Origin of the sequence: Variovorax sp. YR216 (assembly GCF_900107745.1) — a bacterium.
In the GTDB taxonomy this organism is placed as follows: Bacteria; Pseudomonadota; Gammaproteobacteria; order Burkholderiales; family Burkholderiaceae_C; genus Variovorax.
The window spans coordinates 23,271-49,152 of record NZ_FNRO01000011.1 but is presented as its reverse complement, the minus strand read 5'-3'; the positions used below and the strand labels follow the sequence as shown (position 1 = coordinate 49,152).

Sequence of the window (25,882 nt, the reverse complement as noted above, 5' to 3'; positions counted from 1 at the left end):
CTTAACCCTTGAGCGCGTTGAGTTCGTCGACGTTGATGTTCGACCTGTTGCGGAACAGGAGGACGAGCAGCGCCAGACCGATCGCGGATTCCGCCGCGGCGACCGTCAGGATGAAGAACACGAAGATCTGGCCGTGCATGTCGCCAAGGAAGTACGAGAAGGCGACGAAGTTCATGTTGACGGCCAGGAGCATGAGCTCGATGCACATCAGCAGAACGATGAGGTTCTTCCGGTTGAGGAAGATGCCGATCACGGAAAGCGCGAACAGCATCGCGCCCAGGGAGAGGAAATGTCCGAGCGTGAGCGTCATGCCTTGGTCTCCGCAGCTGCCGCTTGTTCTTCGGCGACGGGTTCTGCCGCACGGGTCACCGGCATCTGGACGATGCGAACCCGGTCGCGCGCCTTCACCCGGACCTGGTCGGCCGGGTTGACGTACTTGCTGTCCTTGCGGGTGCGCAGCGTCAGCGCGATGGCCGCAACGATCGCAACGAGCAGGATGACCGCCGCGATCTCCAGCGGATACAGGTAGTCGGTGTAGAGAAGCTTGCCGAGTTCGAGCGTGTTGGAGGTGTCGGGACCGGTCGCAAGCGGATTCTTCGGCGCAGCCAGCCGGAAGCCGCCCATGAGGACTGCCGCCATTTCAAGGGCGATGAGCGCACCGACGCCAGCGGCAAGCGGGAAGTGCCGCCAGAAGCCCTCTCGGAGACTGTCGACGTTGATGTCCAGCATCATCACGACGAACAGGAACAGCACCATCACCGCACCGACGTAGACGAGCACGAGCGAGATCGCCAGAAACTCGGCGCGCAGCAGGAGCCAGATCGCCGAAGCCTGGAAGAAGGCCAGCACCAGATAGAGCGCGGCATACACGGGGTTGCGCGCGGTGATCACGCGGAAGGCTGCGAACAGCAGTACCGCGGAAAACAGATAGAACAGACCGGTCTTGACGTCCATGGGTCGAATTCGTTGCGAGGTTCGGGCCAGACCGCTTAGCGGTACTTGGCGTCTGCTGCCTTGTTGGCAGCGATTTCTTTTTCGTAGCGGTCGCCCACAGCCAGGAGCATGTCCTTGGTGAAGTAGAGGTCACCGCGCTTTTCCCCGTGGTATTCGAAGATGTGCGTTTCCACGATCGAGTCGACCGGGCAGCTTTCTTCACAGAACCCGCAGAAGATGCACTTGGTCAGGTCGATGTCGTAGCGGGTGGTGCGGCGAGAGCCGTCGTCACGCACTTCGGATTCGATCGTGATTGCCAAGGCGGGGCACACGGCCTCGCAGAGCTTGCAGGCGATGCACCGCTCTTCCCCGTTTTCATAGCGGCGAAGCGCATGAAGACCACGGAAGCGCGGCGAAAGCGGCGTCTTCTCTTCCGGGAACTGGACGGTGATCTTCCGGCTGAAAGCGTACTTGCCGGTGACCGCAAGGCCCTTGAACAATTCGAACAGCATGAAGCTGCGCAGAAAGTCCTTGAGCGAAAACGGCTGCGCCGTCGTCGATGATGAGCGCGCAAGCGCGCTGGTGGTTTGCGCAGACATGGCGATTACTTCCAGATGTTGAACGGGGTCTGCATCCACGCGCCGACCACCACCAGCCACACCAGCGTGACCGGAATGAAGATCTTCCAGCCCAGACGCATGATCTGGTCATAGCGGAAGCGCGGGAAAGTCGAACGGACCCACAGGAACATGGTGACCACGCAGAAGGTCTTGACGCCCAGCCAGATCCACCCCGGGATGAACGAGAGGAACTCGAACGGAGGCAGCCAGCCACCCAGGAACAGGACCACGCAAAGGATCGAGACCAGCCACATGTTGGCGTACTCGGCCAGGAAGAACATGGCGAAGCTCATGCCCGAGTACTCGATCATGTGGCCCGCGACGATCTCCGACTCACCTTCGACGACGTCGAAGGGGTGGCGGTTGGTCTCGGCCAGGCCGGAGATGAAGTAGACGAGGAAGATGGGCAGCAACGGCAGCCAGTTCCACGACAGGAAGCCGACGCCCATCGAAGCGAAGTGTCCCCTGCCCTGCCCCATCACGATGTCGGTCATGTTGAGGCTGGCCGACACCATCAGCACGACGACGAAGCAGAAGCCCATCGCGATTTCGTAGCTGACCATCTGGGCGGACGCACGCAGCGCGCCGAGGAAGGCGTACTTCGAATTCGACGCCCATCCCGCGATGATCACGCCGTAGACCTCGAGCGAGGTGATCGCCATGACGAAAAGCAGACCCGCGTTGATGTTGGCGAGCGCCACTTCCGGGCCGAAGGGGATCACGGCCCATGCGGCCAGCGCCGGCATGATCGTCATGATCGGGCCCAGCAGGAACAAGCCCTTGTTCGCGACCGTCGGAAGAATGATTTCCTTCGTCAGCAGCTTGAGCGCGTCGGCGATGGGCTGCAGCAGGCCCAGGGGCCCGATCCGGTTGGGGCCGATGCGGATCTGCGTGAAGCCGATGGCCTTGCGTTCCCAAAGCGTCAGGTAGGCGACCGCACCCATCAGCGGCAAAACGACGACGACGATCTTGATGAGCGTCCAGATGACGGGCCAGATGATGCCGGTCCACCAGCCTGCGGAGACGAGTCCGGCTCCGAAGCCGTGCAGTGCGTCGATCATGCGAGCACCTCCTCTGCCGCGGCGGCCTGTACAAGACGAGCGTCGGCCGTGAGTTGAAGCGACGGCGCGCGACGGACGATCGAGTCGAGTTGGTAGATGCTTGCCACCGCAGGCGCGGCTTGCGTCGCGGAGCCGGCAGTCGCCGGCGCCGAGGATGCATTACCCAGCTTGCCCGCCACTGCCTCGGCAGACGCGCCGGTGTCAGCGAGGACGTCCGCCGACGATTCGAACGCAAACCCGGGCAAACCGAGCAGGTTGGCCAGAACGCGCAGGACCTTCCAGGCCGGACGCGCCTCGCCCAGCGGCTTCACCACCGCATGGAAACTCTGCACGCGCCCTTCGGCATTCACGAAAGTGCCTGCCGTTTCGGTGAACGGGGCGATCGGCAGCAGCACGTCGCTGAATTCGAGATTGGCCTTGAACGGGCTCAAGGTCACGACCATCTGCGCGTGAGCCAGACCTTCGACGGCAGACTCTCCCGCAGCCGAGTCGAACACGGGTTCGTTGTTGAGCAGCAGCGCGGCCTTGAGTCCGCCGGCCAACATCTGGCCCGCATTCTGTCCGCCGGACTTGGGCAGCGCGCCCACGACCTGCGCACCGACCGTATTGGCAGCCTCGGTCAGGAACCCGACCGTTGCGCCCGTTTGCGCGCCGATCCAGTTCGCCAGCGACAGCAAGGTGCTTGCCTGCGCGTGGTGGGCGGCCGCATTGCCCAGCAGGATGGACTTGCGTTCACCATCGAGCAGGGAAGCGGCGATCGCCTTGGCGGCATCACTCGGGGAACCGTTTGCAGCGACGGGCGCACTTGCGCCCTTGCTTTCAGCGATTGCAGCCGCGACCTGCGCCAGCACATCGACCCAGCGATCGGAAGACACGCGAACCGCGTTGGCGACCGGGATCGCCCAAGCTCCGTCGTCGGCAAAAAGTGCCTGCGAGGTGATTGCGCTCAGAACGCCACCCTTGCGAACCGCCTGGCGAATCCGCTGCGCGAACAAGGGGTGATCCTTGCGAAGGTTGGAGCCGATCACGAGTGCGCGTTGTACCTGCGACAGCGAGGCGATCGACGTTCCGAGCCAGCGGACACCCTCGGCGGCCGAGAACTCGGCATTGCGCAGACGGTAGTCGATGTTGTCGCTACCGAGGCCGTTCGTGAGCAGCTTGGCCAGATGCAGCTCTTCGAGCGTGCTGTGCGGGCTGACAAGCGTCCCGATGGCCTGCGCGCCGTGGTCGGCCTTGATCTGCTTGAGACCATTGGCGACATATTCCAGCGCCGTCTGCCAGTCCACTTGCTGCCATTGACCACCTTGCTTGAGCATCGGCTGTGTCAGGCGCTCGGGGCCGTTCAGTGCCTCATAGGAGAAACGATCGCGGTCGGCAATCCAGCACTCGTTCACGTCTTCGTTTTCGAGCGGGACGACACGCATCACGCGGTTGTTCTTGACCTGGACGATGAGGTTGGCGCCCGTCGAATCGTGCGGGCTCACCGACTTGCGGCGCGACAGTTCCCAGGTGCGGGCGCTGTAGCGGAAGGGCTTGCTCGTCAGCGCGCCCACCGGACAGATGTCGATCATGTTGCCCGACAACTCGGAATCCACGGAATCGCCCAGGAAGGTTTCGATCTCGGAGTGCTCGCCGCGATTCGACATGCCGAGCTCCATCACGCCGGCGACTTCCTGGCCGAAGCGGACGCAGCGCGTGCAATGGATGCAGCGGCTCATTTCCTCCATGCTGATCAGCGGTCCGACGTCCTTGTGGAAGACGACGCGCTTCTCTTCTTCGTAACGCGACGAAGAACCGCCGTAACCGACGGCGAGATCCTGGAGCTGGCATTCGCCGCCCTGGTCGCAGATCGGGCAATCCAGCGGGTGGTTGATCAGGAGGAACTCCATCACCGACTGCTGGGCCTTGATCGCCTTGTCGCTCTTGGTGCGGACGATCATGCCCTGCGTCACAGGCGTGGCGCAGGCCGGCATCGGCTTGGGCGCCTTCTCGACGTCGACCAGGCACATCCGGCAGTTGGCGGCGATGCTGAGCTTCTTGTGGTAGCAGAAGTGCGGGATGTAGGTGCCCGCCTTTTCGGCCGCATGCATGACCATGCTGCCTTCGGTCACTTCGACCTTCTTGCCGTCAAGTTCGATTTCAACCATATGTGTTGTGTTCTTCTTGCGCTCAGGCCTTGGCGGGAGCCTTCGGGACGTAGCCCGGGACCAGGGCTTCGAACTCGTGGCGGAAGTGCTTGATCATGGCCCGCACCGGCATGGCCGCTGCGTCGCCCAGCGCGCAGATGGTGCGGCCCTGGATGTTGTCGGCGACGGAATTCAGCAGGTCCATGTCGGTCGGCTTTCCGCGACCGTTGTGGATGCGATCCACCACGCGCCACAGCCAGCCGGTTCCTTCGCGGCACGGCGTGCACTGGCCGCAGGACTCGTGCATGTAGAAGTACGAGAGACGCTTGAGCGACTCGACCATCGAGCGGCTGTCGTCCATCACGATGACCGCGCCGGAACCGAGCATCGAGCCCGCCTTGGCGATCGAGTCGTAGTCCATCGTGCATTCCATCATGATGGAAGCCGGCAGCACAGGCGCCGAAGATCCACCGGGGATCACCGCCTTCAGTTGGCGGCCCTTGCGGACGCCGCCCGCCAGTTCAAGCAACTTGGAGAACGGCGTGCCCATCGGCACTTCGTAGTTACCGGGCATCTCGACGTCACCGCTGACGGAGAAGATCTTGGTGCCGCCGTTGTTCGGCTTGCCGCACTCGAGGTAGGCAACACCGCCGTTGTTGATGATCCACGGCACCGCAGCAAAGGTCTCGGTGTTGTTGATCGTGGTCGGCTTGCCGTAGAGGCCGAAGCTCGCCGGGAACGGCGGCTTGAAGCGCGGCTGCCCCTTCTTGCCTTCGAGCGACTCCAGCAGCGCTGTTTCTTCGCCGCAGATGTAGGCACCGAAGCCGTGCGCGGCGTGCAGCTGGAAGTTGTAGCTGCTGCCCATGATCTTGTCGCCGAGGTAGCCGGCGGCGCGCGCTTCTTCCAGCGCTTCCTCGAAGCGGTCGTAGGTCTGGAAGATCTCGCCGTGGATGTAGTTGTAGCCCACGCTGATGCCCATCGCGTAGGCCGCGATGGCCATGCCCTCGATCACGATGTGCGGGTTGAACTGCAGGATGTCGCGGTCCTTGCAGGTGCCGGGCTCGCCCTCGTCGGAATTGCAGACGAGATACTTCTGGCCCGGGAACTGCCGGGGCATGAAGCTCCACTTGAGGCCGGTCGGGAATCCCGCACCGCCGCGTCCGCGAAGACCGGAGGCCTTGACTTCGGCGATCACCTGATCGGGCGTCAGGCCTTCGGTCAGGATCTTGCGCAGCGCCTTGTAGCCGCCGCGCGCTTCGTAGTCGGCAAGTCGCCAATTGGTGCCATCCAGGCCGGCATAGATCTGCGGCTCGATGTGACGATCGTGGAAGCAGGTCTGGACGCCGGTCGCCTGGAACTGCGACAGCACTTGTTCGGGCGACATCATTGCGCTCCCTTCGCGTTCGAATCGCGCAGGCCGTCGATCAGCTGGTCGAGCTTCTCGTTGCTCATGAAGCTGCACATCGTGCGGTCGTTGACCAGCATCACGGGCGAATCGGCGCAGGCGCCCAAGCATTCGCTCTGCTGCAGGGTGAACATGCCGTCGGGCGTGGTCTCGCCCATCTGGATGCCGAGCTTCTTCTCGAGGTGGTGCAGCGCGTGCTGGCCGTCGCGCAGCTGGCACGGCAGGTTGGTGCAGACGTTGAGCTTGAACTTGCCCACCGGCCGCTGGTTGTACATGTTGTAGAACGTCGTGACCTCGTGCACGGCGATGGGCGCCATGCCGAGGTAGGCCGCGATCTCGCGCTCGCGCGATTCGCTGACGTAGCCCTCTTCCTGCTGCACGATGGCAAGGCAGGCCATCACGGCGGATTGCTTGCCGGCCGGCGGGTACTTGGCAACCTCGCGTGCAAAGCGTGCAAGCGTCGCTTCCGATAGCGGCGCCTGTTCGCGGTGGGTGGTGTCGGAAGTCATCGTTTCGCTTACCTGTCAATCTCGCCGAACACGATGTCCATCGTGCCGATCACGGCGACGGCGTCGGCAATCATGTGGCCGCGCGACATTTCGTCGAGTGCCGCCAGATGCGGGAAGCCTGGCGCACGAATCTTGAGTCGATACGGCTTGTTCGCACCATCACTCACGAGATAGATGCCGAACTCACCCTTCGGGTGCTCGACGGCGGCATACGCCTCACCTTCGGGCACATGGAAGCCTTCGGTGAAGAGCTTGAAGTGGTGGATCAGCTCCTCCATGTTCGCCTTCATGGATTCGCGCGCCGGTGCGGCCACCTTGTGGTTGTCGGTAATGACCGGGCCCGGATTCGCGCGCAGCCACGCGGAACACTGCTGGATGATCCGGTTGGCCTGGCGCATTTCCTCGACGCGCACGAGGTACCGGTCATAGCAGTCGCCGGTACGGCCGACGGGCACGTCGAATTCCATGCGGTCGTACACGTCGTACGGCTGCTTCTTCCGCAGATCCCATTCGACGCCCGAGCCACGCAGCATCGGACCTGTGAAGCCGAGATTGAGCGCACGCTCCGGCGAGACGACGCCGATGCCGACGGTGCGCTGCTTCCAGATCCGGTTGTCGGTGAGCAGCGTTTCGTACTCGTCGACCATCTTCGGGAAGCGCTTGCAGAAGTCGTCGACGAAGTCGAGCATCGAGCCCTGGCGGTTCTCGTTGAGCCTCTCGATCGCCTTGGCGTTCTTGATCTTGCTGGCCTTGTACTGCGGCATCGAATCCGGCAGATCGCGATAGACACCGCCCGGACGGAAATACGCCGCGTGCATGCGGGCACCGGACACCGCCTCATACAAGTCGAACAGGTCTTCGCGCTCGCGGAAGCAGTAGATGAGCATGTTCATCGCACCGCAATCCAGACCGTGCGCGCCCAGCCACAGCAGGTGGTTCAGCAGCCGCGTGATCTCCGCGAACATGACGCGGATGTACTGCGCGCGAATCGGTACCTCGAGGCCAAGCATCCGCTCGATCGCGAGGCAGTACGCATGCTCGTTGCTCATCATCGACACGTAGTCGAGACGGTCCATGTAGGGCAGCGACTGGATGAAGGTGCGCGTTTCCGCGAGCTTCTCGGTCGCGCGATGCAACAAACCAATATGAGGATCGGCACGCTGGATGACTTCGCCATCCAGCTCGAGCACGAGGCGCAGCACACCGTGGGCCGCAGGGTGCTGGGGCCCGAAGTTGAGCGTGTAGTTCTTGATTTCGGCCATCAGTGGAGTCCGCCGTAGTTGTCTTCGCGAATGACCCTCGGCGTGATTTCACGCGGCTCGATGGTCACCGGCTGATAGATCACGCGCTTCTGTTCCGCGTCGTAGCGCATCTCGACGTGACCGGAGACCGGGAAATCCTTGCGGAACGGATGACCGATGAAGCCGTAGTCGGTCAGAAGACGGCGCAGGTCGTCGTGGCCCTCGAAGACGATGCCGTAGAGATCGAAGGCCTCGCGCTCGAACCAGCCCGCGCTGTTCCAGATGCTGGTGAGCGAGTCGACGACCGGGAGATCCTCGTTCGGCACGAACACCTTCAGGCGCACGCGCTGATTGAGACTCACCGACAGCAGATGGGACACGACACCGAAGCGCTCGCCATCCCATTCGCCGTCACGGTAGCTGGAGTAGTCCATTCCGCAGAGGTCGATGAGCTGCTCGAAACGGCAGCCCGGGGCATCACGCAGCAACGCGGCCGCAGCAAGATAGTCGGACGCTCCAACAACCACCGTCACCTCGCCAAGCGAGACCGTGACGCTTTTCGCCTTGGAGCCAAGCGTTTCGGTGATCTGGGTCTGGAGCGCCTCTGGAGAAATGGCAAAGTCGGTCATCGTCTTGCTCTTCAGGCGCGCGCGATCGTATTGGTACGCCGGATCTTCTGCTGGAGCTGGATCACGCCATACAGAAGCGCCTCGGCGGTCGGCGGGCAACCCGGCACATAGACATCGACCGGCACGATGCGATCGCATCCGCGCACGACCGAATAGCTGTAGTGGTAGTAACCACCACCATTGGCGCACGAGCCCATCGAAAGGACCCAGCGCGGCTCCGGCATCTGGTCGTAGACCTTGCGCAAGGCCGGCGCCATCTTGTTGCAGAGCGTTCCAGCCACGATCATCAGATCGGACTGCCGCGGACTGGGCCGGAACAGCATGCCGAAGCGGTCGATGTCATAACGGGCCGCACCCGCATGCATCATCTCCACTGCGCAGCACGCCAGACCAAAGGTCATGGGCCACAGAGATCCGGTCTTGGCCCAATTCACCACCGAGTCGTAGGTCGTGGTGACGAAGCCTTCCTTCATGACGCCTTCAATGGCCATTTTTGGAATTCCTTGTCATTCCCAGTCGAGCGCGCCCTTTTTCCACTCGTAGACAAAGCCCACGACGAGGATGGCGAGAAAAATCATCATCGCCCAGAAGCCGACAGCACCAATCTCCTTGAGCGCGATCGCCCACGGGAAGAGAAAAGCGATTTCGAGATCGAAGAGGATGAAGAGGATGGCGACGAGGTAGTACCGGACGTCGAACTTCATCCGAGCGTCTTCGAAGGCCTCGAAGCCGCATTCATAGGGGGAATTTTTTTGGGCGTCCGGTCGATTGGGACCGAGGATGTAACCCAGAACCTGAGGCGCGACACCGACGCCGACACCGACCAAGATGAACAACAGGACGGGGAGGTAGGAATCGAGGTTCATCAGGGGGCTCTATCACCGCTTGACACCGGCAGGAAGCAGGATTCCTGCCGGTGAGATTTGGTGCGGTCGGCGAGACTCGAACTCGCACAGCTTTCGCCACTACCCCCTCAAGATAGCGTGTCTACCAATTTCACCACGACCGCGGTTTTTGTCTGCCCGGATGGCATGAGGAACCCTCAACAGGTTTTTGGCTTTCCGGAACAGCTTTAGAGTTTACCCTGAAAAACTGCCGTTTTCACTCGGCAAGCATAGTTTCGTCAGATTACTTGTTCGGAATCTGGTTGGCGCCGCCGGCAGGCGCGGCGGGAGCCGATGCGGGCGCGCTCGTCGCAGGTGCCGAAGGCGCACTGCCAGCAGGAATTTCTGCAGAACCGGCCGGAGCCGTCGCAGGCGCCGGCGTCGGCGCGCCAACTGCGGCGCGCTCGAGCAGCGTGCCACCCCCCTGAGGACGGGCATGCCCGAAATAGGCCAGCACCAGGGTGCAGGCAAAGAACACGACGGCGAGAACCGCCGTCGAGCGAGAAAGAAAATTCGCACTGCCGCTGGCGCCGAACAGGCTGCCCGCGCTGCCGCTGCCGAAGGCCGCGCCCATGTCGGCACCCTTGCCGTGCTGGACCAGAATCAAGCCGATCATGGCGAGCGCGGCAAGCATCTGCACGCCGACCAGGATATTGAGGACCAAGTTCATTCGTTCTAACTCCTAATTTTTTGTCGACCGCGGCTCGTCAGCGAGCGGCGGCAATGATCTGCAGAAAGTCGGGGGCCTTGAGCGAGGCGCCACCAATGAGTCCGCCATCGATATCGGGCTGGGCGAGCAACTCGGCTGCATTGGAAGCGTTCATGCTGCCGCCATACAGGATCCGGATGCCCCCCGCGTGCTCGTTGGCCGCGTGATGCAGTTGCGCCCGCAACAAGGCATGCACCGCCTGCGCCTGGTCCGGCGTTGCGGTCTTGCCCGTGCCGATGGCCCAGACGGGCTCGTAAGCCACGACGATCTCGCTGATGCAATGGCCGTTGACATGAATGACCGCGGCAAGCTGGCGCTTGACCACTTCCTCCGTCTGCCCGGCCTCGCGCTGCGCCAGGGTTTCGCCCACGCAGACGATCGGTGTCAGGCCGTTGGCGAGGGCGGCGGCAGCCTTCGCGGCGACCAGCTCATCGGTTTCACCGTGGTATTGCCGGCGCTCCGAGTGCCCCACGATCACGTAGCGCACACCGAAGTCCTTCAGCATGGCAGCCGACTGCTCGCCGGTAAAGGCACCCTGAGGCTGCGCAGAAACGTCCTGAGCACCCACGGCAATCGACGAGCCGCCAATGAGCGACTGCACCTGCGCCAGATAAGGCGCCGGAACGCACACCGCAACGTCGCAGGCAGGCGCCCCGATCCCTTGCAGCAGCGCCTGGAGCAGCGCCTCGTTGGCCGCGAGGCTACCGTTCATCTTCCAGTTGCCCGCAATCAGTTTCTTTTTCATTTCCGTCATGTTCACCACGTCAGCACGATCTTGCCGATGTGTTGGTTCGACTCCATCAGCGCATGCGCCTGTGCCGCGCCACTGGGCTCACCGCCCGCAGCAAAACTGCTGTGGATCACCGGCTTGACAGCGCCGCTTTCGAGCAAAGGCCAGACCTTCTCGAGAAGGGCCTTCGCGATCGCGCCCTTGAACTCGACAGGACGCGGACGCAGCGTCGATCCAGTGATCGTGAGGCGGCGGCGCAGCACCAGGCCCGCATTGAATTCACTCTTGACACCGCCCTGCACTGCGATGATCACGAGGCGGCCGTCTTCGGCGAGGCATTCAACCTCCCGAGCCACATAGCCGCCGGCCACCATGTCGAGCACCACATCCACGCCCTTGCCGCCGGTGAGGCGCTTGGCCTCTTCGACGAAATCGGCGGTCTTGTAGTTGATCGCGTGGTCGGCGCCCAGCTTGAGGCAGGCATCGCACTTTTCGTCGCTGCCGGCAGTCACGATCACCGTCGCGCCCAGCGCCTTGCCGAGTTGGATCGCGGTCACGCCGATGCCGCTGGAGCCGCCCTGGATCAGCAGGGTCTCGCCCTTCTGCAGACGGCCTCGCTCGAAGACGTTGCTCCACACAGTGAAGAAAGTTTCGGGCAGCGTTGCAGCCTCGACGTCGGTCCACCCCTTGGGCACCGGCAGGCATTGCGCCACCGGCGCAACACAGAGCTCCGCGTAGCCGCCGCCGGCGATCAGCGCACAAACGTGATCCCCGATCTCGAGGCCGGCCGCCGCGAGCGCTTTCTCATCGCCGGCGACGATCTCGCCGGCAACCTCGAGGCCCGGGAGGTCCGAAGCACCGGGCGGCACCGGGTAGTGGCCCATGCGCTGCAGCACGTCGGGACGATTCACGCCGCTCGCGGACACGCGAATCAGCAGCTCGCCCTGCCCCGCAACGGGCGCGGGGCGTTCCACCATGCGCAGCACCTCCGGGGCACCGTACGACGAGATCTCAATGGCTTTCATGGACTTTCCGACTGGATTTGAAATGCGTGCCGTCTGGCAGATTCGCAAGATCCGGAGGGACGGCGGCGTCGCCGCCGCCGGACCTCATCAGGGCTGCTGATCGCCGCGGTTCGATTCTTGCAGCGGCAGTTGCTCCGCCACCTGCTCGACCGGTTCGCCGCGCTCGGTGTTTTCAGCACGCGGGGCGCGCTCGCCGCGGGGCGGACGCTCACGGCGCTCACCACGCTCTTCGCGCGGCGGGCGGTCGCTGCCTTCCATGCCGGCCGGACGCTCGGTCAGCGCCTTCATCGACAGCTTCACGCGGCCTTTGTCGTCGGTCTCGAGCACCTTGACCTTCACGATCTGGCCTTCGCTCAGATAGTCGGTCACCTTCTCGACGCGCTCGTGCGCGATCTGGCTGATGTGCAGCAGGCCGTCCTTGCCGGGCAGCAGGTTGATCAGCGCACCGAAGTCCAGGATCTTGGTGACCGGGCCTTCGTACACCTTGCCGATCTCGACTTCCGCCGTGATCTGCTCGATGCGCTTCTTGGCCTCTTCGGCCTTGGCCGGGTCGGTCGACGCGATCGTGATGGTGCCGTCTTCGTCGATGTTGATCTGCGTGCCGGTTTCTTCCGTCAGCGCACGGATCACCGAGCCGCCCTTGCCGATCACGTCGCGGATCTTCTCGGGGTTGATCTTCATCGTGAACAGGCGCGGTGCGAAGCTCGACACCTCGGCCTTGGCTTCGCCCATCGCTTCCTGCATCTTGCCGAGGATGTGCATGCGCGCTTCCTTGGCTTGCGCCAGGGCGACCTGCATGATTTCCTTGGTGATGCCCTGGATCTTGATGTCCATCTGCAGCGCGGTGATGCCGTTGGTCGTGCCCGCGACCTTGAAGTCCATGTCGCCGAGGTGGTCCTCGTCGCCCAGGATGTCGGTCAGCACGGCGAAGCGGTTGCCTTCCTTGATCAGGCCCATCGCGATGCCTGCCACGTGCGCCTTCATCGGCACGCCGGCGTCCATCATCGAGAGGCAGCCGCCGCAGACCGAAGCCATCGACGAGGAGCCGTTCGATTCGGTGATCTCCGAGACGACGCGGATGGTGTAGGGGAACTCTTCCTTGCTCGGCAGGCAGGCGACGAGCGCGCGCTTGGCGAGGCGGCCGTGGCCAACTTCACGGCGCTTGGTCGAGCCCATGCGGCCGACTTCGCCGGTCGCGAAGGGAGGCATGTTGTAGTGGAACAGGAAGCGGTCTTCGAACTCGCCAGCCAGCGCGTCGATGCGCTGTGCGTCGCGCTCGGTGCCCAGCGTGGTCACGACCAGCGCCTGCGTTTCGCCGCGGGTGAACAGCGCCGAGCCGTGGGTGCGCGGCAGCACGCTGTTGCGGATCTCGATCGGGCGCACCGTGCGCGTGTCGCGGCCATCGATGCGGGGTTCGCCCGCGAGGATCTGGCTGCGCACGATCTGCGATTCGATCGAGAACAGCAGGTCGCCGACCTTGGCTGCATCGACAGGCTCGCCGCCTTCCTTGAGCGCTTCCATCACGCTCGCATTGGCTTCGCGCAGGGCTTGCGTGCGCGCCTGCTTGCTGCGGATCTGGTAGACGGCGCGCAGCTTTTCTTCGGCCAGGCCCTTGATCTTGGCGACAAAAGCCTCGTCCTCGGCAGGCGCCTGCCAGTCCCACACCGGCTTGCCGGCGTCGCGCACGAGTTCGTGGATCGCGTTGATGGCGATGTTGGCCTGTTCGTGGCCGAACACCACGCCGCCGAGCATGATTTCCTCGCTCAGCTGCAGGGCCTCGGACTCGACCATCAGCACGGCCGCCTCGGTGCCGGCGACGACCAGATCCATCTGCGAATCCTTGCGCTCGGTCTGACCGGGGTTCAGGACGTACTGACCGTTGACGTAGCCCACGCGCGCGGCGCCGATCGGGCCGTTGAACGGAATGCCGGACACCGACAGCGCGGCGCTGGTCGCGATCATCGCGGCGATATCGGCATCGACTTCAGGGTTCAGCGACAGCGTGTGGATGACCACATGCACTTCGTTCAGGAAGCCTTCGGGGAAGAGCGGACGGATCGGGCGGTCGATCAGGCGCGAGGTCAGCGTTTCGAGTTCGCTGGGCTTGGCTTCACGCTTGAAGAAGCTGCCGGGGATCTTGCCGGCGGCGTAGGTCTTCTCGATGTAGTCGACGGTGAGCGGGAAGAAGTCCTGGCCGGGCTTGGCCGACTTGGACGCCACCACGGTCGCGAGGACGACGGTGCCCTCGATGTCGACGAGCACGGCACCGGTGGCCTGACGAGCGATTTCGCCGGTTTCCATGACGACGGTCTTGCCGCCCCACTGGAAGGTCTTGGTGACTTTGTTGAAGAGGCTCATGTTTAGCTCCTGTTTTTGTTGACGGCCCAGTCCGCTGCTTTCAGGGACCGGACGGTGGCGGAGCGCTTGTCAGAACACGATGCCATTCCAGAGAAGCTCAGTGATCGAACTTCGTTGGAATGACACAGCTTCGCTCTGTTCGGCACTCCAGAATCGATTCGCGAAGTAAAAAACGCCTGAGCTAGCGGACTAACCCAGGCGTTCCTTCATTGCGAATCGCTTTACTTGCGCAGACCCAGTTTGGCGATCAGCGCGGTGTAGCGTTCAGCGTCCTTGGCCTTCAGATAGTCGAGGAGCTTGCGGCGGCGGCTCACCATGCGCAGCAGACCGCGACGGCCGTGGTGGTCCTTGGCGTGCGTCTTGAAGTGCGGGGTGAGTTCGTTGATGCGGGCGGTCAGCAGTGCGACTTGCACTTCGGGGCTGCCGGTGTCGCTGGCGGAGCGAGCGTTGTCCTTGACAACTTCGGCCTTGATGGAGGCTGCGATCATTGGGTGTTTCCTGTTCCGGGATGTTTGACTTGCGATGTGCGCTGGAACTGCACGCATCGTGTGCCTTGCGGGTGCAAAGCCTTGGGATTATAGCTCGCGCCCAGGCTGCGCGCACTTCGTGTCGCTTCGCCAACCCCTACCGGGGGCAACACCGGCGGACCGGCGAAGCCGGATCCGCGGTGTTTCTGGGCTTATTGCGCCTGTAGCCAGCGCTTCAGGCGATTGACGCCTTCTATCAGGCGCTGCTTGTCCTTTGAGGCAAAGCACCAGCGGAGCCAGCCTTGCGCCTCGGGGGCGAAGGCGTTGCCGGGGGCCAGGCCGAGGCCGGCTTCGGCGACGAGGCGCTTGGCGACGACGAGCGAATCGTCGAAGCCGTCGAGCTTGAAGAAGGCGTACATGCCGCCCCGCGCAGGCGCCACTTGCACGCCGGGGATGTCTGCCAGCAACGGCACGAGCGTGTCCCGGCAGGATTTGAGGTGCGCGACGATCCGCGGCGTGATTTCCTCGGTGTGGGCCAGCGCAGCGATGCCGGCGCGCTGCGTGAACACGCTCGCGCAGGAGGTGTTGAACTCGATGAGCTTGCCCATGCCGTCCATCAGCGCCGGCGGAAGCACCAGCCAGCCAAGCCGCCAGCCGGTCATCAGGAAGCTCTTGGAAAAGCTGTGAGCGACCACCAGGCGGTCGTCGGGCGTCGCCACGTCGAGGAAGCTGGGCGCACAGCGATTGGCCGTAGGTTCGTAGTAGAGCCGCTCGTAGACCTCGTCGGCGAGGATCCAGGTGCCTGTCTTGCGGCAATGGTCGAGGATGGCCTGTTGTTCGTCGCGGCTGAGCGTCCAGCCCGTCGGGTTGTTGGGCGCGTTGACGATGAGCAGCTTCGTCTTCGAGGTGACCGCGGCCCGCAGGGCATCGATGTCGAGCGTCCACTGCCCGCCCTGCGGCACCAGCGACACGCACCGCACGTCGGCGCCGAGGATCGCCGGCTGCGCCGTCAGGTTCGGCCAGACCGGCGTGACGGCCACGACCTCGTCGCCCGCATCCACCAGCGCCTGCACCGCGAGCATGAGCGCACTGACGCCACCGGAGGTGATCGCGATCCGGGAGGCATCGATCTTCGGATGCAATCCGCTCATGTACGCCGCGACGGCTTCGCGAAGTTCGGGCAGGCCCAGGTTGTGGGCATAGAAGGTCTCGCCGCGCTGCAGCGAGTCGATGGCGGCCTGGCGAATGACGTCCGGCGTGACTTCGTCGCTTTCGCCGAACCAGAACGCGAGCACGTCGGAACGGCCGAGCCCGGCATTGGCGACTTCGCGGATCTTGGAGGCTTCGAGGTTGTGGATGGCTTCGCGCATCGATTTCTCTATCTTGGAATTCAAGGGCGCTGCATTCTGCAGCTCGTCGGCATTTGCGCGCGGTCAGCAGGGATGATCTTCACGACGCGGAAGCCATAGCCCGACCCTTCGACGTCGAACTTCACGCCGGGCGCGCCCTGCTTGTCCATGACGCCGACCACCAGCGTCTGCTGGAACTGGTGATCCTCGGCGCGCATGCGACCCCGCTGGCCCGCGAGCGTGACATCCGCTGTTTCGAGCGCGCGCGCGACGGCCACCGTGTCGACGGTGCCCGCCTTTTCGATCGCCTGCGCGAGCGCCTCGACGAGCAACTGCATGCGCATGTGCACGTAGTCGTCCGAGGGCTTCGGAAACCGCGCGCGGAACGACTGGTAGAAGGCCTCCGACTGCGGTGTCTGCACATTGGGCAGCCAGTCGGCGACCGCGATGACACGGCCGATGCCCGCGTCGCCGATCGCCGCAGGCGCACCGAGCGCATTGCCATAGAAGGTGTAGAAGCTGCCGCTGAACCCCGCTTCCCGCGCCGCCTTCACGAGCAGCGTGAGGTCGTTGCCCCAGTTGCCGGTGATCACCGCCTGCGCGCCGCTGGCCATGATCTTGGTCGCGTAGGGGGCGAAGTCCTTCACGCGGCCCATCGGATGCAGTTCCTCGCCGACGATCTGGACGTCCGGACGCAGCTCGGCCAACTGCCGTTTCGATTCGCGCAGCACCGACTGGCCGAAGCTGTAGTCCTGCCCGATGAGGTAGACGCGCTTGAGCGACTTGTCGTCCTTCATCATCTCCATGAGCGCGGCGACGCGCATGTCGGTATGCGCATCGAAGCGGAAGTGCCAGAAGCTGCAGCGCTCGTTGGTCAGGATCGGGTCGACCGCCGAGTAGTTGAGGAACAGGACACGCCTTGCAGGATCGCGCTCGTTGTTCTTGTCGATCGCATCGATCAGGGCGGCGGCGGTCGCGGACGAATTGCCCTGCAGCACGATACGTGCGCCGTCATCCATCGCGGCGCGCAGGGCGGAGAGCGCCTCTTCGTTCTGCCCCTTGCTGTCGTAGCGATCGAGCTGCAGGAAGCGCGCACCGCCCGGCAGCTTCACGCCGCCGCGGGCATTGACCCGCTCGACGGCCCACAGCAGATTGCGGAAGACGGCCTCGCCGGTATTGGCGAACGGGCCGCTCATGCTTTCGATCAGCGCGAGCCGGATCGGCTTCGTGTCCTGCGCCTGCAGTGGTGCGATCGCACCTGTGCATAGCGCCAGAGCCGCGAATTTCAAGGCCCTGCGACGCCAAATAAAGCTGGAAGCCATTCTCTTGAAACGCATTGCGCAATGCCTAGATGTGGAGGCATGCGGCACTTGTCTTGTTGAAACGCCGCGCAGTGTACGGGACACACATTCTTGTCCTCTTCGTCATGCCCAGGAGTTCACACATGTTTTTCGCACCCGCCATTCGCACCGCCCGTTTCGCTCCGCGTTCGTTCGACCGCAGTGTGGAGCGCTTCTTCAACGAAGCCTTCACCGGCGCCCAACGCTCGGTCAACGTCGAGCAGGACGAGAAGACCTGGACCTTGACGCTCGATGTGCCGGGCCTGTCGCGCGACGACCTGACGATCGGCATCGAAGGCGCGGTGGTTCGCATCGAGAGCAAGGCCGAAGCCAAGCGCCAGGTCAAGGCGGCGTACGAGCTGCCGCAGGAAATCGACGCCACCGCGAGCGAAGCCAAGCTCGAAAACGGCGTTCTGACCCTCAAGCTGGGCAAGCGCGTGCCGGTCAGCAACGTCGCGCAACTCGCCATCAACTGACCGCCAAGCGGCGGCATCTCCGGCAAATTCGGGCGCCGGACAGTCGTAAAGAAAGCCCCTAAGGACGGGTCGGTAACTTTTGGTTGCCGGCCCTTTCTTATTTCTAACTCACAATCCGTGCGAAATACGTCACGTTCTGTGACGTATTTTTCAAAGCTTTCGTACTAACCCGTGCCCGAGGGGGCGGCGGACTGCTAACGCAGCCGGCGCGCCAGGGGGTACCTGCACGAACACTCATGAAGACGCATTTGAAGCTTGCAGACGCCGATGCTCGTTCCGACACCCTCCTGGTGTTCCTCCCCGGGGCATTCCTGAAGCCTGAAGAATTCGAACGCGAGGGATTCATCGGTGCCGTGCACGAGCGCGAGTTCGCGGCCGACGCCCTGCTCGTCGATGCCGACGTGTCCTATTTCTACGACCAGACCTTCGTCGAACGGCTGCATGAGGACGTGATCGAGCCCCAGCGCGCGGCGGGCTACAAGAAGCTCTGGCTCGTGGGCATTTCCATCGGCGGCTTCGGTGCGCTCATCCACGAACTGGCCAAGCCCGGCACGATCGACGGCATCGTGACGCTGGCCCCGTACCTCGGTCGCCGCCCGGTGGCCGCCGAGATCCAGAAGGCGGGCGGCCTGCGCACCTGGAAGGTGCCGGAGGGCCCGCCCCCGGACCAGGAAGTGGATCGCAAGCTCTGGCCGTGGCTGCAGCAGTACGCATCGCCGGAACGCGCGGAAAGCCTGCCCCCGCTCTATCTGGGCTACGGCCTCGGCGACCGTTTCGCGGCCAATCATCAATTGCTGGCAGATGCCCTGCCCGCCGGCCATGTCTTCACCACCGAAGGCGGCCACGACTGGCCGCAATGGTCCCAGCTCTGGCGACAGATGCTCGACGTGCTTCCGCTGCCGAAGAAGACCGCCAGACAACCCGTCAGGCCGGCTCCGGTTCTGCGCTCAGCGATGCCAATGGCCATCGCGGCTTGACGTCGAACGCATAGCGCTCGGTCGGCTGCTGGATGCCGGCCTGCAGGCGCATCGCGGCGGCCATCGCGATCATGGCGCCGTTGTCGGTGCACAAGTGAAGTTCGGGGTAGTGCACGCGCACGCCGCGCCTGGCGCACGCCGCGTCGAGCTGATCGCGCAGCGATCGGTTCGCACCGACGCCGCCAGCGACCACCAGCCGGTTCAGCCCGGTCTGCTCGATCGCTGCGATGGATTTCTTCAGCAACACCTCGACGATTGCCGCCTGGGTCGAGGCCGCCAGATCGGACTTGCGTGAATCCAGCGCGTCGCCGAGCTTCTTTGCCTGCGTCAGAACGGCCGTCTTGAGCCCGGCGAAGGAGAAATCCAGATCCCCGCTGTGCAGCAGCGGGCGTGGCAGCTTGAAAGCGGCTGCGTCGCCGGTTTCCGCCAGCTTGGCGAGCCACGGACCGCCTGGATAGGGCAGGCCCAGCAGCTTGGCGCTCTTGTCGAAGGCTTCGCCGGCCGCGTCGTCGATGGTTTCGCCGAGCAGTTCGTACTTCCCCACGCCGTCCACCCGCATGAGCTGCGTGTGGCCGCCAGACACCAGCAGCGCCACGAATGGAAACTCGGGCGGATCCGCGCTCAGGAATGGCGACAGCAGGTGCCCTTCGAGGTGATGCACGCCCAGCACCGGTTTGCCCAGCGCAGCGCCCAGCGCGCACGCCACCCCCGCGCCAACGAGAAGCGCACCCGCGAGCCCCGGCCCGCGCGTGTACGCCACGACGTCCACGTCGGAAAGCTGCTGCCCGGCCTGCGCGAAGACGGATTCGGCCAGCGGCAGCACGCGGCGGATGTGGTCGCGGCTCGCCAGTTCGGGCACGACGCCGCCGTAGGCCTGGTGCATCGCGATCTGGCTGTGCAACGCGTGCGCCGCAAGGCGCGGCAGACCGCTCGCGCCGGCCTCCACCAGCGCTACGCCGGTTTCGTCGCAGGAGGACTCGATTCCCAATACAAACATCCCGCGAGTGTAGGTGGCGACCAGGATCGGGGCACGGATGTTGCTCCAAGTCCTTCGAGATGGACCCGCACCCCCGATGAAATCAGGCCTCGGTTTTCTGATTGCCGCCCTGCGCTGCGAGATCGAGGGGCTCGAGCAGCTCGACCGCACCAGCGAATTGGTCGGCACGATCGGGCGGCTGGTGCACGCGCTCCAGCGCGAGCGCGGTCTCTCCAACGTCCTGCTGGCTTCGCAGGGCCAGCGCTTCGCCGAACAGCGCCGCGAGCAGCTCGCGGAAAGCCAGCACATGGAAGCCGCTGTGCGCCAGAGCTTCGAGCAACTGGCCGCGCAGAGCCGCATCGGCAACGGCGCGCGCCTGTTCAGCCGCATCGCCTGGGTGCTGCCCGGGCTCGACGCGCTGCCGGAACTGCGGCGCCGCATCGGCGTGCTGGAGATTGGCGCGGCCGAGTCGACCGCCGCGTTCGTCAAGCTCATCGCCGGCTTGCTCGCGGTCGTCTTCGAGGCCGCGGACGGCGCAACCGACCCCGAGATCTCGCGCGTGCTGGTGGCCCTGTTCAACTTCATGCAGGGCAAGGAATTCGCAGGCCAGGAACGCGCCTGCGGCGCTGCGGCCTTCGCCTCGGGCCGGAACGACGGCGCGCGGCAGCAGCAATGGCTGCACCTGATCGATTCGCAGGAGCGCTGCTTCAAGGTCTTCGTGAGCTTTTCGAACGCGGCCCTCGCCGAGGTGTGGCGCGCGAATCAGCCGCCCGGACAGATCGCCGAACTCGAGCGCCTGCGCCGAATCGCCTGCGCCGCGCCTGCCGGCGTCGCACTGGACCCCGAGCTGAGCCCGTTGTGGTTCGACTGCTGCACGCAGCGTATCGATGCGATGCAGGCGGTCGAGGAGCAGCTGGCCGGGCAACTGCGCAGCATCTGCAAGCAGAAGACGGCCGAGGCGCGCGACGAGCTCGCGGCACACGAAGCGCTGCTGCTGAAGTTGGCGGATGCCTCCGATCCGCCCGGTGCGGCGTTCTTCGATTCCCATGGCCCTGCGCAACCGGCCGGCGACGCCGCGCCTTACGGACGGCAGCTCGAACGCTCCATTCTCGACATGGTCCAGGAACAGTCGCACCGCCTGCAGGCGATGAGCGACGAGCTCGAAACCGTCCGCACCGCGCTGAACGAGCGCAAGGTGGTCGAGCGCGCCAAGGGACTCCTGATGGCGCATCGCCGCATCAGCGAACAGGAAGCGCACAAGATGCTGCGCCAGACCGCGATGAACCAGGGCCGCAGGCTGACCGAGGTCGCCGAGTCGGTGCTCGCGATGGCGGAGCTGCTGCCCCGGAATGCGGCTCCCTGAGGCGCTGGCGATCCGGATTGGTGCAGCGCACAACGGCGGCAGCCTGAACGCCTCGGCACGCCGAACTTCCGTGGAAACCTAATGCCTTCCGCACCTTGGCGCTATCTTTTCCATAGCATCGAACACGCACGAGCGGCTGGCACGCCGCTTGCTGAATCTCTCGCGTAGACCGACGAAGGTCTCAGGCAGGCAGCATCCAACGGCGGATGCGGCCCACCCACCGGACAAAGGCGTCCCCACCCGCAAGGGCTCGTTTTCGAGCAGCCCCTGCGCGGTGTGGACGCCTTTTTGTTTTTGCGTTTTGACCTTGCTGACTGGAGCTCGCCCCATGACCGATTCGCTCACCCACAAACTCAGTCGCCGCCGTGTGCTGCAGGCCGCGGCCGCCGGCGCGCTGGGGCTGGACCCTGCGCTGCGCGCCGCCGTCTGGGCGCAGGGTTCGGACAAGCCCGAAAAGGAGGAAGTGAAGATCGGCTTCATTCCCCTCACCGACTGCGCCAGCGTCGTGATGGCCTCGGTGCTCGGCATCGACAAGAAGTACGGCGTGAAGATCGTCCCGAGCAAGGAAGCGAGCTGGGCCGGCGTGCGCGACAAGCTGGTCAACGGCGAGCTGGACTTCGCCCATGTGCTCTACGGGCTGGTCTACGGCGTGCATCTCGGCATCGGCGGCCCGAAGAAGGACATGGCGGTGCTGATGACGCTCAACAACAACGGGCAGGCGATCACGCTGTCGAAGAAACTCGCCGAAAAAGGCGCAGTGGATGGCGCCTCGCTCGCCAAGGTCATGGCCGCCGACAAGGGCGAATACACCTTCGCGCAGACCTTCCCGACCGGCACGCACGCGATGTGGCTCTACTACTGGATGGCAGCCAACGGCATCAACCCGCTCAAGGACGCCAAGGTCATCACCGTGCCGCCGCCGCAGATGGTCGCGAACATGCGCGTGGGCAACATGGACGGCTACTGCGTCGGCGAGCCCTGGGGCCAGCGCGCGATCATGGACGGCATCGGCATCACCGCCGTCACCACGCAGGACATCTGGAAGGACCATCCGGAAAAGGTGCTCGGCACCACCGGCGACTTCGTCAAGAAGTACCCCAACACCGCACGCGCGGTAACCGCGGCAATCCTCGAAGCCAGCAAGTGGATCGACACCGGCCTGCAGAACAAGAACAAGATGGCCGAGACGATTGCCGACAAGAGCTACGTCAACACCAGCGTGGACGCCATCAACCAGCGCATCCTGGGGCGCTACACCAACGGGCTCGGCAGGAACTGGGACGACCCCAACTACATGAAGTTCTACAACGACGGTGCGGTCAGCTTCCCGTACCTGTCGGACGGCATGTGGTTCCTCACACAGCACAAGCGCTGGGGTCTGCTCAAGGACCATCCGGACTACCTGCAGGTAGCCACGCAGATCAACCAGATCGACATCTACAAGCAGGCCGCCGCCGCCACGAAGACCGCCGTGCCGAAGGACGCCATGCGCACCAGCAAGCTGATCGACGGCGTGGTGTGGGACGGCAAGAACCCGAAGCAGTACGCCGATTCGTTCAAGGTCCACGCCTGAGGAGCACGTCATGGTCAGTGCCGTCTTTCACTCTCCCATCGACGCCATGCCGCAGGCGCCGAAGAGCGCGCCGCTCGCTGCGCCAAGACCTGCACCGGAGCCGGCTCCCGTTGTCGCGAAGTCGGTGCCGCGCGCGCCGCGCGACTTCAGCGGCCTTTGGCTACGGGTGCTTCCGCCGGTGCTCGGCATCGCGCTCTTGATCCTCGTCTGGGAACTGGTCGCGATGAAAAGCACCACCGGCTTCCCCACGCCGCTCGCCACCTGGCAGCAGGCGGTGCAGGTGTTCAGCGATCCGTTCTACAGCAAGGGGCCGAACGACCAGGGCGTGGGCTGGAACGTGCTCTCGTCCCTCCGGCGCGTGGCGCTGGGCTTCGGCCTCGCGGCGCTGGTCGGCATTCCGGCGGGCTTCGCGATCGGGCGATTCGAGTTCCTCTCGCGCATGTTCAATCCGCTGATCAGCCTGCTGCGTCCGGTCTCGCCGCTCGCGTGGCTGCCGATCGGCCTGCTGGTCTTCAAGGGCGCGAACCCGGCCGCCATCTGGACCATCTTCATCTGCTCGATCTGGCCGATGATCATCAACACCGCGGTGGGCGTGCAGCGCGTGCCAAGCGACTACATGAACGTCGCGCGCGTGCTCGACCTGAGCGAATGGAAGATCTTCACCAGGATCCTCTTCCCCGCGGTGCTTCCCTACATGCTCACCGGCGTGCGCCTCGCGGTCGGCACCGCATGGCTCGTGATCGTCGCGGCCGAGATGCTGACCGGCGGCGTCGGCATCGGCTTCTGGGTGTGGGACGAATGGAACAACCTCAACGTCGCCAACATCATCATCGCGATCTTCGTCATCGGCATCGTCGGCCTCGTGCTCGAGTTCGCGCTGATCAAGGTCGCCACCGCATTCACGTTCGAAGAGGTGAAGTCATGAATGATCAGAAGTACATCGACATCCACGGTGTGGAGCAACGCTTCAAGACGCCGAAGGGCAGCTTCCTCGCGCTGCGAGACATCCATCTGCAGGTGGCCAAGGGTGAGTTCATCACGCTGATCGGGCATTCGGGCTGCGGCAAGTCGACGCTGCTGAACCTGATCGCCGGGCTCACCACGCCCACCCAGGGCGCGCTGCTGTGCGCCAACCGGGAGATCAAGGGCCCCGGACCGGAACGGGCGGTGGTGTTCCAGAACCATTCGCTGCTGCCGTGGCTCACCTGCTACGAGAACGTCCATCTGGCGGTCGAGCGCGTCTTCGCGTCAACCGAAAACAGGGCGCAACTGAAGGCGCGCACCGAAGCGGCGCTCGCGATGGTCGGACTCACCGCCGCGGCGCAGAAGCGCCCCGGCGAAATCTCCGGCGGCATGAAGCAGCGCGTGGGCATCGCGCGTGCCCTGTCGATGGAACCCAAGGTGCTGCTGATGGACGAGCCTTTCGGCGCGCTCGACGCACTCACCCGCGCCAAGCTGCAGGACGAATTGCTCGCGATCGTGCAGAAGACGCACAGCACGGTGGTCATGGTCACGCACGACGTGGACGAAGCGGTGCTGCTGTCGGACCGTATCGTGATGCTCACCAACGGCCCCGCGGCGACCATCGGCGAAGTGCTGTCCGTCGACCTTCCGCGCCCGCGCAACCGTGTGGAACTGGCCGAAGACCCGGTCTACGTGCATGCGCGCAAGGCAGTGATCGACTTCCTGTACACCCGCCAGGCGCACGTGGAGAAGGTCGCCGCCTGAACGGAACCGGCGGAGTCAGGACATGAGGACCTGCAGACTGTGCTCGTACGACGCAGTGAGCTGGTCGAAAGTCTCGACCAGCGCGTCGCTGGATCGCACCAGCGCGGCGCGCCCTTCGGCGCTGTCGACCTCGCGCACGCCGCGCACCAATCGCAGCCACTCGTCGCCAGCGGACGCAAGCGCGGCGCGGATGTCGGGCGAGCTGAGCGGCGCCTGTTCCAGTTCGAGCAGCGCGGATTCGAATTCGCCCATGGTCGGCGCCAGGCGTTCGCGCGAGGCGCCGGATGAGAGCGTCGAAGCCAGCAGCGCATCCTTCGCGAGCCGCTGCGCGCGCATGCGCTGGCGGCCGCAGATGTTGACGATGCGCAGCGCGCGTCGTGCGCCGGAAATCTCCAGCGCGCCGGTCAGCGCTTCGGCGGCAAGCAGCAATGCATCGGCGCGCCCGTCGATGTCCGCAAGCACCTGCGGCGACATCCGCATGCCGAGCGCCACTTCGAGCGCGTTCCAGGCCACACGCGCTTCCGCCAGCGCGTGCGATGCCGTTCCATCGAGTTCGAGGGCCGCCAGATGAACGAAGTTGTCCTGCACGCGCTCGGTCGACTGGGTGCGAAGCACTCGGGCGCGCCTGGCGTCGATGCCCGCCAACGCCTGAGCGGAAAGACGGACGAGTCGCTGCGACAGCATGCGCAACTGCCCTGCACGATTGATCGCATCCGCCCAACGCGAGGCCTCGACCACCGATCGCGAGACCTCGCCGAGACGCAGGTTCGCGTGCATCGCCGCGCCGCGCAGCAGGCCGAAAGCCTCGTCTTCGCCGATGCCGCGCGCCGACATCAGCAGGCCTTTCGCGCGATCGATCCACTTGCGTTCGTCGAAGCGGGTGCGCAGCGCGTCCAGTTCGGTGCGCAGCGCCGATTCGCGCGCCCAGCGCGCGCGGGCACGGCTGAGCAGTGCATCGAGCGTGCGTGCGTCCAGCGATTCGATGGGCATCCACGCATTGACGCCCAGCGCAGCCAGCCTCTCGTGGCCATCGCGCTCCAGCGGTTCGGAGACAAGACTCAGCGGGCAAGGCAGCACACCGCCGCACGCCGCCAGTGCATCGAGAAGGTCCGGCAGTGCCTGCGCCATATACGCCACGATCTCGCGCGAGCCGAGTGCTGCGGCCTGCGACAAGAGCGTGTCCGGCGTGGCGCGCGCGATGGCCGAAAAATCAACGCCATCGCCCAATGCCCGCTGCAGCACATCGGGCAGTCCGGCGGACTCGGAAGGAAGAACGACAAGAAGGGAGTTCACGGCCAACATCGGGATACAGATGGAAGCATAGGCCACGCCTGCACGTATGGACTGGCATGCGTCTTGCGTGAACGTGGGTGCGGTGTAACGAAGCACCGCTTTGGTGAAGC

26 protein-coding genes and 1 tRNA gene are annotated in these 25,882 nt (G+C 64.5%); 6 read left to right on the top strand and 21 right to left on the bottom strand.

Annotation, left to right across the window (positions count from 1 at the left end):
* Window position 1: 1 nt before the first annotated feature.
* The 19 genes from nuoK to BLW05_RS23390 all read right to left on the bottom strand — a co-directional run bounded on the left by nuoK (window position 2) and on the right by BLW05_RS23390 (window position 17,368).
* A complete protein-coding gene (nuoK, locus tag BLW05_RS23480) occupies window positions 2–310 on the bottom strand; it encodes an NADH-quinone oxidoreductase subunit NuoK (RefSeq protein ID WP_088956248.1) in 309 nt (102 codons plus the stop codon).
* The gene (locus BLW05_RS23475; RefSeq protein WP_093165977.1) at window positions 307–954 is read right to left on the bottom strand and encodes an NADH-quinone oxidoreductase subunit J; all 648 of its coding nucleotides are present in this window, start codon (window positions 952–954) and stop codon (window positions 307–309) included. The genes nuoK and BLW05_RS23475 overlap by 4 nt, the downstream gene beginning before the upstream one ends.
* A gap of 35 nt (window positions 955–989) precedes the next feature.
* The gene (gene nuoI, locus BLW05_RS23470; protein ID WP_093165976.1) at window positions 990–1,532 is read right to left on the bottom strand and encodes an NADH-quinone oxidoreductase subunit NuoI; all 543 of its coding nucleotides are present in this window, start codon (window positions 1,530–1,532) and stop codon (window positions 990–992) included.
* A 5-nt stretch (window positions 1,533–1,537) separates the two neighbouring features.
* Entirely contained in the window at window positions 1,538–2,614 is a 1,077-nt protein-coding gene (gene nuoH / locus BLW05_RS23465) for an NADH-quinone oxidoreductase subunit NuoH (protein WP_093165975.1), read from the bottom strand.
* Entirely contained in the window at window positions 2,611–4,761 is a 2,151-nt protein-coding gene (nuoG, locus tag BLW05_RS23460; protein WP_093165974.1) for an NADH-quinone oxidoreductase subunit NuoG, read from the bottom strand. The genes nuoH and nuoG overlap by 4 nt, the downstream gene beginning before the upstream one ends.
* A 22-nt stretch (window positions 4,762–4,783) precedes the next feature.
* Window positions 4,784–6,124: an NADH-quinone oxidoreductase subunit NuoF gene (gene nuoF / locus BLW05_RS23455; RefSeq protein WP_093165973.1), complete on the bottom strand. Its 1,341-nt coding sequence runs from the start codon at window positions 6,122–6,124 to the stop codon at window positions 4,784–4,786.
* Window positions 6,124–6,654 carry an NADH-quinone oxidoreductase subunit NuoE gene (gene nuoE / locus BLW05_RS23450; protein ID WP_093165972.1) on the bottom strand — a complete coding sequence of 177 codons (531 nt, stop codon included), beginning with the start codon at window positions 6,652–6,654 and terminating at the stop codon, window positions 6,124–6,126. Before nuoE ends, nuoF begins: the two co-directional genes overlap by 1 nt.
* 8 nt (window positions 6,655–6,662) lie before the next feature.
* On the bottom strand, window positions 6,663–7,916 hold the full coding sequence (locus BLW05_RS23445; RefSeq protein WP_093165971.1) for an NADH-quinone oxidoreductase subunit D: 1,254 nt from the start codon (window positions 7,914–7,916) through the stop codon (window positions 6,663–6,665).
* The gene (locus BLW05_RS23440; RefSeq protein WP_093165970.1) at window positions 7,916–8,524 is read right to left on the bottom strand and encodes an NADH-quinone oxidoreductase subunit C; all 609 of its coding nucleotides are present in this window, start codon (window positions 8,522–8,524) and stop codon (window positions 7,916–7,918) included. Before BLW05_RS23440 ends, BLW05_RS23445 begins: the two co-directional genes overlap by 1 nt.
* An 11-nt stretch (window positions 8,525–8,535) precedes the next feature.
* Window positions 8,536–9,015, bottom strand: a complete 480-nt coding sequence (locus tag BLW05_RS23435) for a NuoB/complex I 20 kDa subunit family protein (RefSeq protein ID WP_012748606.1) — start codon at window positions 9,013–9,015, stop codon at window positions 8,536–8,538.
* A 15-nt stretch (window positions 9,016–9,030) separates the two neighbouring features.
* Window positions 9,031–9,390, bottom strand: a complete 360-nt coding sequence (locus BLW05_RS23430) for an NADH-quinone oxidoreductase subunit A (RefSeq protein WP_093165969.1) — start codon at window positions 9,388–9,390, stop codon at window positions 9,031–9,033.
* Between the two features lie 58 nt (window positions 9,391–9,448).
* Window positions 9,449–9,533 (bottom strand) — tRNA-Leu (locus BLW05_RS23425).
* A 119-nt stretch (window positions 9,534–9,652) separates the two neighbouring features.
* A complete protein-coding gene (secG, locus tag BLW05_RS23420) occupies window positions 9,653–10,078 on the bottom strand; it encodes a preprotein translocase subunit SecG (protein WP_093165968.1) in 426 nt (141 codons plus the stop codon).
* Between the two features lie 37 nt (window positions 10,079–10,115).
* Complete coding sequence (tpiA, locus tag BLW05_RS23415; protein WP_177142782.1) at window positions 10,116–10,862, bottom strand: triose-phosphate isomerase; 747 nt, start codon at window positions 10,860–10,862, stop codon at window positions 10,116–10,118.
* A gap of 11 nt (window positions 10,863–10,873) precedes the next feature.
* Window positions 10,874–11,872, bottom strand: coding sequence for an NAD(P)H-quinone oxidoreductase (locus tag BLW05_RS23410; RefSeq protein ID WP_093165967.1), 999 nt, complete (start codon window positions 11,870–11,872; stop codon window positions 10,874–10,876).
* Between the two features lie 87 nt (window positions 11,873–11,959).
* Entirely contained in the window at window positions 11,960–14,230 is a 2,271-nt protein-coding gene (gene pnp / locus BLW05_RS23405) for a polyribonucleotide nucleotidyltransferase (RefSeq protein ID WP_256330461.1), read from the bottom strand.
* 221 nt (window positions 14,231–14,451) lie between these two features.
* Window positions 14,452–14,718 (bottom strand): 30S ribosomal protein S15, encoded by a 267-nt coding sequence (gene rpsO / locus BLW05_RS23400; protein ID WP_093165966.1) that lies wholly within the window; start codon window positions 14,716–14,718, stop codon window positions 14,452–14,454.
* 191 nt (window positions 14,719–14,909) lie between these two features.
* The gene (locus BLW05_RS23395) at window positions 14,910–16,091 is read right to left on the bottom strand and encodes a pyridoxal phosphate-dependent aminotransferase (protein WP_256330460.1); all 1,182 of its coding nucleotides are present in this window, start codon (window positions 16,089–16,091) and stop codon (window positions 14,910–14,912) included.
* Window positions 16,088–17,368: a branched-chain amino acid ABC transporter substrate-binding protein gene (locus BLW05_RS23390; protein ID WP_093165964.1), complete on the bottom strand. Its 1,281-nt coding sequence runs from the start codon at window positions 17,366–17,368 to the stop codon at window positions 16,088–16,090. The genes BLW05_RS23395 and BLW05_RS23390 overlap by 4 nt, the downstream gene beginning before the upstream one ends.
* Before the next feature lie 122 nt (window positions 17,369–17,490).
* On the opposite strand from BLW05_RS23390, the gene BLW05_RS23385 reads away from it, so the two are divergent.
* Window positions 17,491–17,862: an Hsp20/alpha crystallin family protein gene (locus BLW05_RS23385; protein ID WP_093165963.1), complete on the top strand. Its 372-nt coding sequence runs from the start codon at window positions 17,491–17,493 to the stop codon at window positions 17,860–17,862.
* 236 nt (window positions 17,863–18,098) lie between these two features.
* Window positions 18,099–18,839, top strand: a complete 741-nt coding sequence (locus BLW05_RS23380) for an alpha/beta hydrolase (protein WP_093165962.1) — start codon at window positions 18,099–18,101, stop codon at window positions 18,837–18,839.
* Here the strand turns inward: BLW05_RS23380 and tsaD are convergent.
* Entirely contained in the window at window positions 18,787–19,836 is a 1,050-nt protein-coding gene (gene tsaD, locus BLW05_RS23375; protein WP_093165961.1) for a tRNA (adenosine(37)-N6)-threonylcarbamoyltransferase complex transferase subunit TsaD, read from the bottom strand. The two genes, BLW05_RS23380 and tsaD, sit on opposite strands and share 53 nt — an antisense overlap.
* Before the next feature lie 76 nt (window positions 19,837–19,912).
* Here tsaD and BLW05_RS23370 point away from each other — a divergent pair, with 76 nt between their 5' ends.
* The 4 genes from BLW05_RS23370 to BLW05_RS23355 all read left to right on the top strand — a co-directional run bounded on the left by BLW05_RS23370 (window position 19,913) and on the right by BLW05_RS23355 (window position 24,479).
* Entirely contained in the window at window positions 19,913–21,178 is a 1,266-nt protein-coding gene (locus BLW05_RS23370) for a nitrate regulatory protein (RefSeq protein WP_093165960.1), read from the top strand.
* 328 nt (window positions 21,179–21,506) lie between these two features.
* Window positions 21,507–22,751 carry a CmpA/NrtA family ABC transporter substrate-binding protein gene (locus tag BLW05_RS23365; RefSeq protein ID WP_093165959.1) on the top strand — a complete coding sequence of 415 codons (1,245 nt, stop codon included), beginning with the start codon at window positions 21,507–21,509 and terminating at the stop codon, window positions 22,749–22,751.
* Between the two features lie 10 nt (window positions 22,752–22,761).
* Window positions 22,762–23,676, top strand: a complete 915-nt coding sequence (gene ntrB / locus BLW05_RS23360) for a nitrate ABC transporter permease (RefSeq protein ID WP_093165958.1) — start codon at window positions 22,762–22,764, stop codon at window positions 23,674–23,676.
* The gene (locus BLW05_RS23355) at window positions 23,673–24,479 is read left to right on the top strand and encodes an ABC transporter ATP-binding protein (RefSeq protein ID WP_093165957.1); all 807 of its coding nucleotides are present in this window, start codon (window positions 23,673–23,675) and stop codon (window positions 24,477–24,479) included. Before ntrB ends, BLW05_RS23355 begins: the two co-directional genes overlap by 4 nt.
* Before the next feature lie 15 nt (window positions 24,480–24,494).
* Here the strand turns inward: BLW05_RS23355 and BLW05_RS23350 are convergent, their stop codons facing one another.
* Entirely contained in the window at window positions 24,495–25,781 is a 1,287-nt protein-coding gene (locus tag BLW05_RS23350) for an ANTAR domain-containing protein (protein ID WP_256330471.1), read from the bottom strand.
* Window positions 25,782–25,882 lie beyond the last annotated feature (101 nt).

Excerpts from the sequence above, each read along its gene's own strand:
- nuoK (WP_088956248.1), bottom strand. The coding sequence starts at position 310 with ATGACGCTCACGCTCGGACATTTCCTCTCCCTGGGCGCGATGCTGTTC.
- BLW05_RS23475 (WP_093165977.1), bottom strand. The coding sequence starts at position 954 with ATGGACGTCAAGACCGGTCTGTTCTATCTGTTTTCCGCGGTACTGCTG.
- nuoI (WP_093165976.1), bottom strand. The coding sequence starts at position 1,532 with ATGTCTGCGCAAACCACCAGCGCGCTTGCGCGCTCATCATCGACGACG.
- nuoH (WP_093165975.1), bottom strand. The coding sequence starts at position 2,614 with ATGATCGACGCACTGCACGGCTTCGGAGCCGGACTCGTCTCCGCAGGC.
- nuoG (WP_093165974.1), bottom strand. The coding sequence starts at position 4,761 with ATGGTTGAAATCGAACTTGACGGCAAGAAGGTCGAAGTGACCGAAGGC.
- nuoF (WP_093165973.1), bottom strand. The coding sequence starts at position 6,124 with ATGTCGCCCGAACAAGTGCTGTCGCAGTTCCAGGCGACCGGCGTCCAG.
- nuoE (WP_093165972.1), bottom strand. The coding sequence starts at position 6,654 with ATGACTTCCGACACCACCCACCGCGAACAGGCGCCGCTATCGGAAGCG.
- BLW05_RS23445 (WP_093165971.1), bottom strand. The coding sequence starts at position 7,916 with ATGGCCGAAATCAAGAACTACACGCTCAACTTCGGGCCCCAGCACCCT.
- BLW05_RS23440 (WP_093165970.1), bottom strand. The coding sequence starts at position 8,524 with ATGACCGACTTTGCCATTTCTCCAGAGGCGCTCCAGACCCAGATCACC.
- BLW05_RS23435 (WP_012748606.1), bottom strand. The coding sequence starts at position 9,015 with ATGGCCATTGAAGGCGTCATGAAGGAAGGCTTCGTCACCACGACCTAC.
- BLW05_RS23430 (WP_093165969.1), bottom strand. The coding sequence starts at position 9,390 with ATGAACCTCGATTCCTACCTCCCCGTCCTGTTGTTCATCTTGGTCGGT.
- secG (WP_093165968.1), bottom strand. The coding sequence starts at position 10,078 with ATGAACTTGGTCCTCAATATCCTGGTCGGCGTGCAGATGCTTGCCGCG.
- tpiA (WP_177142782.1), bottom strand. The coding sequence starts at position 10,862 with ATGAAAAAGAAACTGATTGCGGGCAACTGGAAGATGAACGGTAGCCTC.
- BLW05_RS23410 (WP_093165967.1), bottom strand. The coding sequence starts at position 11,872 with ATGAAAGCCATTGAGATCTCGTCGTACGGTGCCCCGGAGGTGCTGCGC.
- pnp (WP_256330461.1), bottom strand. The coding sequence starts at position 14,230 with ATGAGCCTCTTCAACAAAGTCACCAAGACCTTCCAGTGGGGCGGCAAG.
- rpsO (WP_093165966.1), bottom strand. The coding sequence starts at position 14,718 with ATGATCGCAGCCTCCATCAAGGCCGAAGTTGTCAAGGACAACGCTCGC.
- BLW05_RS23390 (WP_093165964.1), bottom strand. The coding sequence starts at position 17,368 with ATGGCTTCCAGCTTTATTTGGCGTCGCAGGGCCTTGAAATTCGCGGCT.
- BLW05_RS23385 (WP_093165963.1), top strand. The coding sequence starts at position 17,491 with ATGTTTTTCGCACCCGCCATTCGCACCGCCCGTTTCGCTCCGCGTTCG.
- BLW05_RS23380 (WP_093165962.1), top strand. The coding sequence starts at position 18,099 with ATGAAGACGCATTTGAAGCTTGCAGACGCCGATGCTCGTTCCGACACC.
- tsaD (WP_093165961.1), bottom strand. The coding sequence starts at position 19,836 with ATGTTTGTATTGGGAATCGAGTCCTCCTGCGACGAAACCGGCGTAGCG.
- BLW05_RS23370 (WP_093165960.1), top strand. The coding sequence starts at position 19,913 with ATGAAATCAGGCCTCGGTTTTCTGATTGCCGCCCTGCGCTGCGAGATC.
- BLW05_RS23365 (WP_093165959.1), top strand. The coding sequence starts at position 21,507 with ATGACCGATTCGCTCACCCACAAACTCAGTCGCCGCCGTGTGCTGCAG.
- ntrB (WP_093165958.1), top strand. The coding sequence starts at position 22,762 with ATGGTCAGTGCCGTCTTTCACTCTCCCATCGACGCCATGCCGCAGGCG.
- BLW05_RS23355 (WP_093165957.1), top strand. The coding sequence starts at position 23,673 with ATGAATGATCAGAAGTACATCGACATCCACGGTGTGGAGCAACGCTTC.
- BLW05_RS23350 (WP_256330471.1), bottom strand. The coding sequence starts at position 25,781 with ATGTTGGCCGTGAACTCCCTTCTTGTCGTTCTTCCTTCCGAGTCCGCC.